Here is a 6,678-nt window from a genome sequence, read left to right as displayed (position 1 = left end):
GGATAGCTCAGCCGGCTGTTGGATATGCCGGTGTAAGTGCGTAGGCTTGGAAAATAGGCAAATCCGTTTTCCTTTAAGGCCGAGACACGATGCCGTAACTTTACGTTTGAAGTGAGTAATTCCAGACTGCCTAGAAAATCTTCTAAGTTTAGCATTTGTTGACCGTACCGCAAACCAACACAGGTAGTCGGGTCGAGTAGACCAAGGCGCTTGAGAGAACTCTGGTTAAGGAACTCGGCAAAATGATCCCGTAAGTTAGCGAGAAGGGATGCTCCAGACGGTGACTTGATTCACTTAATGAGCTGTTTGGAGCCGCAGAGAATCGGGGGGGGCGACTGTTTACTAAAAACATAGGTCTATGCTAAGTCGTAAGACGATGTATATGGACTGACGCCTGCCCGGTGCTGGAAGGTTAAAAGGAGGTGTTAGCTTCGGCGAAGCTCCGAATTGAAGCCCCAGTAAACGGCGGCCGTAACTATAACGGTCCTAAGGTAGCGAAATTCCTTGTCGGGTAAGTTCCGACCTGCACGAATGGCGTAACGATCTCCCCACTGTCTCAACCAGAGACTCAGTGAAATTGAATTACCGGTGAAAATGCCGGTTACCCGCGGTAAGACGGAAAGACCCTGTGCACCTTTACTATAGCTTGACATTGGGTTTAGGGCTATCATGTGTAGGATAGGTGGGAGGCTTTGAAGTCGGCACGCTAGTGTCGGTGGAGCCAACCTTGAAATACCACCCTTGATAGTCTTGAATTCTAATCTAGTGCCGTTATCCGGCCTAGAGACAGTGTCTGGTGGGTAGTTTGACTGGGGCGGTCGCCTCCCAAAAAGTAACGGAGGCTTGCAAAGGTTCCCTCAGGCTGATTGGAAACCAGCCGTCGAGTGCAAAGGCATAAGGGAGCTTGACTGTAAGACAGACATGTCGAGCAGGAACGAAAGTTGGTCTTAGTGATCCGGTGGTTCCGCATGGAAGGGCCATCGCTCATAGGATAAAAGGTACGCCGGGGATAACAGGCTGATCGCGCCCAAGAGTTCACATCGACGGCGCGGTTTGGCACCTCGATGTCGGCTCATCACATCCTGGGGCTGAAGCAGGTCCCAAGGGTTCGGCTGTTCGCCGATTAAAGTGGTACGCGAGCTGGGTTTAAAACGTCGTGAGACAGTTTGGTCCCTATCTACCGTGGGCGTAGGATAATTGAAGAGGGTCTGCCCCTAGTACGAGAGGACCGGGGTGGACGAACCTATGGTGTTCCTGTTGTCGCGCCAGCGGCATTGCAGGGTAGCTAAGTTCGGAAGGGATAACCGCTGAAAGCATCTAAGCGGGAAGCCTGCCTCAAGATTAGTTATCCCTATGCTTTAGCATCTAAAGATTCCAGGTAGACCACCTGGTTGATAGGCTGGAGGTGTAAGTGCAGCGATGCATTCAGCTGACCAGTACTAATAAATCGTGCGACTTATTTTTCTTCTCTTCCCTTAACTTTAACTTCTACTAGTTAAAGTAAGGGGTAAATTCTTCTCTATTAAACAATATATTTTGCTCAAAAAGAGCAAGCAAATTTGCTTGCGGCCATTGAGGAGAGGTCACACCCGACCCCATTCCGAACTCGGAAGTTAAGCTCTCCATCGCCGATGATACTGCTGGGTAGCCAGTGGGAAAGTAGGTCGCCGCAAGCTTTTTATTTCAAAGCCCCCTTGTTAATTCAAGGGGGCTTTATTGCGTTTGGGGGGATTTGAAATATTCTTTACAATATATCCTTCGACACACTCTTGTATTGCGGCTAGAACTAAGGCATTTTTAGAAGATGTAAATTCATTATTTAAAGGAAATTTAAATTCGTTATGCCTATCACTCCAGATATTATTCTTGTCCTTGCTGTTCTTTTTTTAGTCGTACTGTTCTTTGTTTTCGAATGGGTACGCGTAGACATGGTCGGTATCATGGTCATGGTTTGCTTGCCGCTGCTCGGTTTGGTTACTCCGCAGCAGGCTATAAGCGGTTTGAGTAGTAACGCCGTGGTTTCCATCATTGCTGTTATCATTATTGGTGCAGGTCTTGATAAGACCGGGGTCATGAACAAACTGGCCCAATTAATTCTAAAATTTGCCGGGAAGGATGAAAAGAAGATTACTTCCATGGTTGCGGCAACTGTCGCCGGTATATCCGGGTTCATGCAGAACATCGGAGCTGCTGCACTGTTTATGCCTGCAGCAAGGCGTATTTCTACCCAGACCGGGGTTCCGGCCTCACATATATTGTTACCAATGGCTTTCTGCGCCATTATAGGCGGAACCTTAACTCTGGTTGGTTCAAGCCCTTTGATTTTGTTGAATGATCTGCTGACAGTGCGTGGAGTGAGCTATGATCACTTTGGTATGTTCAGTATGACCCCCATCGGGATCATGCTGGTCATCTCAGCATTGTTCTATTTCAGCTTATTTGGGAAATGGATTCTGCCGTATAGTAAGGCAAGCAAAGTCAGTGGCCCTCTTTCCCCGTTGCTGGATAAAACTTACCATGATGTAGGTGAAATTTATGAGATGAAAATTCCAGCCAATGGCTTCAATGAGCAGTGCCTTTCGGAGCTGCAGATTCGCTCAAACTATGCCTGCTCAGTATTGGCCTCATACAATGCCGTAACCCATAAAAGAAATGTTGCTCCTCGGCCAGAAGATACTCTTTGTCCCGGAGATACCATTGCTGTAATCGGTGAGGCCATTTTCATTGAAAAGCTGGCAGCAGATTTTGGTTGGTCATACTCTCGTGAATTGAAAGTTTTTGCTGATGATCTTGCTCCTACAAATTCCGGGATCATGGAAGGGATTGTTTCACCTAGATCGCAGATGGTCGGAATGACTGTTGGTGATGTTCAGCTGCGAAAAAAATTTGGTGTAGTGCCCTTGGCTGTTTATGTGGGGCATGAAATGATAATCAGCGATCTTTCTAATCTGGTGATCAGTGAAGGAAATGCCCTGTTGCTGCATGGTAAGTGGAGTGCTTTTCATCTGTTTAAGGATCAGAACGATCTGATTTTTACTGAACCCATTAAAGGGGAGCTGCTGCGCGAGGATAAGGCTCCATTTGCATTGGGCTGTCTGGCTGTGACCATGTTTATGATTCTGGTGCTGGATATCCAGCTTTCCATTTCGTTGCTTTTCGGTGCTATGGCAATGATCCTAGGGCGTGTGCTGACCATTGACGAAGCCTACCGTTCTGTGGATTGGATGACTGTCTTTTTGCTGGCCGGATTGATTCCGCTTGGGCTTGCCTTCGAGAACACCGGGGCAGCAAAGATGATCGCCGATATGCTCATGAACGCAGTGGGAGTGCCATCGCCAACGGTGCTGCTTATCTGTATCGGATTGTTAACTTCGTTTTTCACTCTCTTCACATCCAATGTAGGTGCCACGGTTCTACTGGTTCCACTCTCAATGAACCTGGCTCTTTCATGCGGAGCTGACCCGCGTGTAGCAGCCATGACAGTTGCCTTGGCTGCTTCCAATACCTTCATACTGCCCACGCATCAGGTAAATGCTCTGGTTATGCGTCCGGCTGGTTTAAAGGCTGTTGATTATCTCCGCGCTGGTGCCGGGATGACTATCCTCTTTTTGGTCGTGCTGGTGGCGGGAATGCGGGTGTTTTTTTGAGTAGGATATTGATTTTATATGATATTAAAAAAGCCGCAGTACCAAATGGTGCTGCGGCTTTCGCTTTTTTTATGAACCGTATCTTTTAATACATCGCCTGTGGCAGATATAAAATGATCTGCGGGAAGATGGCGAAGAGCATGATACCCACCAGAATTGCCAGCAGGAAGGGCATGGTTCCCTTGAAGATATCCTCGAGCGTAATATCCGGAGCAAATTTTTGAGCCATGCCGTAAACCACGTAGACATTGATCCCGACAGGAGGCGTTATGACTCCGATCTGGGTGACCAGCACGATGATGACCCCGAACCAGATGGGATCAAAGCCCAGTGTGGTGATTACCGGGTAGAAGACCGGGATGGTCAGCATAATCAGGGCCAGTGCATCCATGATGCAACCGCCGATGAAGTAGACTATGAGGATCATGGAAACGATGATCAGCGGATGCAGGTCGAATGATGCAGTCCATGCGGCTACATTAAAGGGGATGCGGGTTACTGCGAGGAATTTACCGAAAATCAGCGCCCCGGCAACGAGAAAGAGCACCATCACTGAAGTACGCAGGGTTTCATAAAGTGAATTAACAAATGCCTGCCATGTCAGCTGACGTTTGATGATACCCAGTGCGAGAATTCCCAGTACACCCACGGCCGCGGATTCGTTAGGGGTGAAGAATCCGAAAAACATACCGCCGATGACAAGGGCGAATACGGCGATGGTGTCGATCAGTCCCATGAGTGATTTAAGTTTGGCGCTCATGGGGAAGGTTTCACCTTTTGGGCCTAAGCTGGGATCGCGATGGCAGACTATGGCAATAGCGATGATGAACAGGATGGTCAGCACCACTGAGGGCAGGATTCCTGCCATGAAAAGTTCACCAATGGATTGCTCGGTTAGGATGCCATAGACAATGAGTACGATACTGGGTGGCATGATCATGCCCAGTCCACCACCGGATGCTACAGAGCCCGCTGCAAGGGAGTTGGAGTAGCCGTAGCGTTTCATTTCCGGGATACCCACAGTCGCCATGGTGGCTGCGGTAGCCGGGCTGGAACCGCAGACAGAACCGAAGGCGGTGCAGGCAGCAACAGTAGCCATGGCTAGGCCTCCCTGAATGTGGCCTAAGAAATGGTAGGCTGTGGAGTAGAGCCTGCGGCTGATTCCACTGTTGAAGGCCAACTGCCCCATGAGGATGAACAGCGGAATGGTGGAGAGGCTGTAGGATGAAAAAGTATCGTAAAAGCTGCGTGAAAGCAGGTTCATGCCGCCTTTTACGGAAATGAGCATGGAGAACCCGCCGAACCCCACGAGGGTCATGACGTAGGCCACGGGCATGCGGGTCATGAGTAAGGCCAGCATTACAAATATGCCGATAATACCAAGGGTGGTCGGTTCCATTTATTTTTCCCCTTTGAAAAGCATGATGAGTTCTTTCAGCAGGGTCAGGGTAAAGCAGCCGAAACCGAAAGTGAGTGCGAAAATGACTATATCTGTGGGTAATTCAAGGGTCATGGAGACTTCCTCGGCTTCACGCATGGAACATCCGTAAAGGTAGAGCCTCCAAGTAACCAGCCCGAATAAGGCAACGCTCATGGAAGTGGTTACGATCTTAACAATGCGACGGGTGCGTCCGTTCATTTTGCTGTACAGAAATTCCACGCCGATGTTGGCCTTCTGGCTTTCAGCATAGCCAAGGGCCAGCCCGGTGGTCAGTACTGCCAGCACGGCCACAATATCTTCAACCCCGAAAATGGGGGTATCAAGCACGCCGCGTGAAATAATATCCGCCCCGGTCAAAAGGGCCATGCCAATTAAACAGATGGCAGCGATGTTTTTTAACAATGCCTCAAATTTGTTGATGAGGCCGATAATCTGATTACCCAATTTACTACTCCAAGATCAAATAACTATCGGCGAAGCCTAAATAAAAGGTTTTGGGATTCTTAAACCCTTTTGCAAAAGGGTTTAATGCCCCCGGCAGGGCCGCCGGAGGCATTTGGGTTACTGTAATTTATTCAAAGTTTCTACGGTGAAGTCGAGAATTGCTTTGCCGTCGAGTTTTTTCTTACCTGCTTTTTTTATGTAATCGTCCATCATGGGAGCGGCTTTTTCTTTCCAGCGCTTGCCTTCGGCTTCGCTCAGTTCGATGAACTGTCCGCCTTTCTTGGTCAGGAAATCGCGGCCTTCCTTGTCGCTTTCATCCCATGCCTGACCGTGCTTGGTGGCAAATTCTTTGCTTATTTCCGTGATGGTTTTCTGGTCCTGTTCGGAAATCATATCCCACTTGTCCTTGTTCATGACTGCGAAGAAAGTGGTGGTGTAGCCAACAGGGTAATCGAGGGTGCAGTAATCAACAACTTCGCCCATTTTCCAACCCTTGTTGGTTTCCATGGGGTAGACACCTCCGTCCACAACCCCTTTGCGGATGGCCTGATAGGTGTCAGGCATGGACATGGCCACCGGAGCTGCGTCGAGAGCCTTGAGCAGCTGGGCGGAGTTCCCGGTTCCGCGAAGTTTCATGCCTTTGAGGTCTTCAAGGGTCTTAACCGGCTTTTTAGCGGTGAAGAGCAGGCCAGGACCGTGGGCATGGAAGAAAAGTACTTTTACATCGCGCAGTTCTTTAGGCTGGAACTTATCGTAAACTGCATTGGCAACCTTGGTAGCGGCAACGCCGGATTTGTAGCCGAGCGGCAGGTCAACGGCGGCCATGGTCGGGAAACGGCCACGTGAATAGGCCAGTGCGGACATGCCGATATCGGAAATTCCTTCCACCACTCCGTCATAGCACTGCTTGGCCTTGGTCAGGGTACCGCCGGGGAAATAGGCGATGTTTACACGGCCTTCGGTGCGTTTGGTGACTTCATCGCTCCACTGCTCGGCCAGTTTGGACTGGATATGAGTGGGCGGGAAGAAGTTGGAGTAGCTCAGGTTAATGGATTTTGCTCCTGCTGTAAGCGGCAGGGTGCACATGCACATGGCTGTGGCCACTACTGTAATCAAAAGTTTTTTCATGTTCCCTCCGGTTTATTT

At 49.4% G+C, this 6,678-nt stretch carries 4 protein-coding genes and 2 rRNA genes (1 of these 6 cut by a window edge); 3 read left to right on the top strand and 3 right to left on the bottom strand.

What is annotated here, in order from left to right; translation table 11 throughout:
* The 3 genes from ACO05Z_RS13860 to ACO05Z_RS13850 form a co-directional block, all read left to right on the top strand.
* A 23S ribosomal RNA gene (locus tag ACO05Z_RS13860) occupies positions 1 to 1,464 on the top strand (it extends 1,470 nt beyond the left edge of the window).
* Between the two features lie 97 nt (positions 1,465 to 1,561).
* Positions 1,562 to 1,676 (top strand): 5S ribosomal RNA (rrf, locus tag ACO05Z_RS13855).
* Positions 1,677 to 1,841: 165 nt separating this feature from the next.
* The gene (locus ACO05Z_RS13850; RefSeq protein ID WP_421902764.1) at positions 1,842 to 3,647 is read left to right on the top strand and encodes an SLC13 family permease; all 1,806 of its coding nucleotides are present in this window, start codon (positions 1,842 to 1,844) and stop codon (positions 3,645 to 3,647) included.
* 85 nt (positions 3,648 to 3,732) lie between these two features.
* On the opposite strand, the gene ACO05Z_RS13845 is transcribed toward ACO05Z_RS13850, so the two are convergent.
* The 3 genes from ACO05Z_RS13845 to ACO05Z_RS13835 form a co-directional block, all read right to left on the bottom strand.
* A complete protein-coding gene (locus tag ACO05Z_RS13845) occupies positions 3,733 to 5,046 on the bottom strand; it encodes a TRAP transporter large permease (protein ID WP_421902763.1) in 1,314 nt (437 codons plus the stop codon).
* Positions 5,047 to 5,532, bottom strand: a complete 486-nt coding sequence (locus ACO05Z_RS13840; protein WP_421902762.1) for a TRAP transporter small permease — start codon at positions 5,530 to 5,532, stop codon at positions 5,047 to 5,049.
* Between the two features lie 117 nt (positions 5,533 to 5,649).
* Positions 5,650 to 6,660, bottom strand: coding sequence for a TRAP transporter substrate-binding protein (locus ACO05Z_RS13835; RefSeq protein WP_421902761.1), 1,011 nt, complete (start codon positions 6,658 to 6,660; stop codon positions 5,650 to 5,652).
* Between the last annotated feature and the right edge of the window lie 18 nt (positions 6,661 to 6,678).

The organism is Maridesulfovibrio sp., from assembly GCF_965230075.1.
Taxonomy (GTDB): Bacteria; Desulfobacterota; Desulfovibrionia; order Desulfovibrionales; family Desulfovibrionaceae; genus Maridesulfovibrio.
Note: the sequence above shows the minus strand (reverse complement) of the source record. Positions and strands in the feature narration are given on the sequence as shown.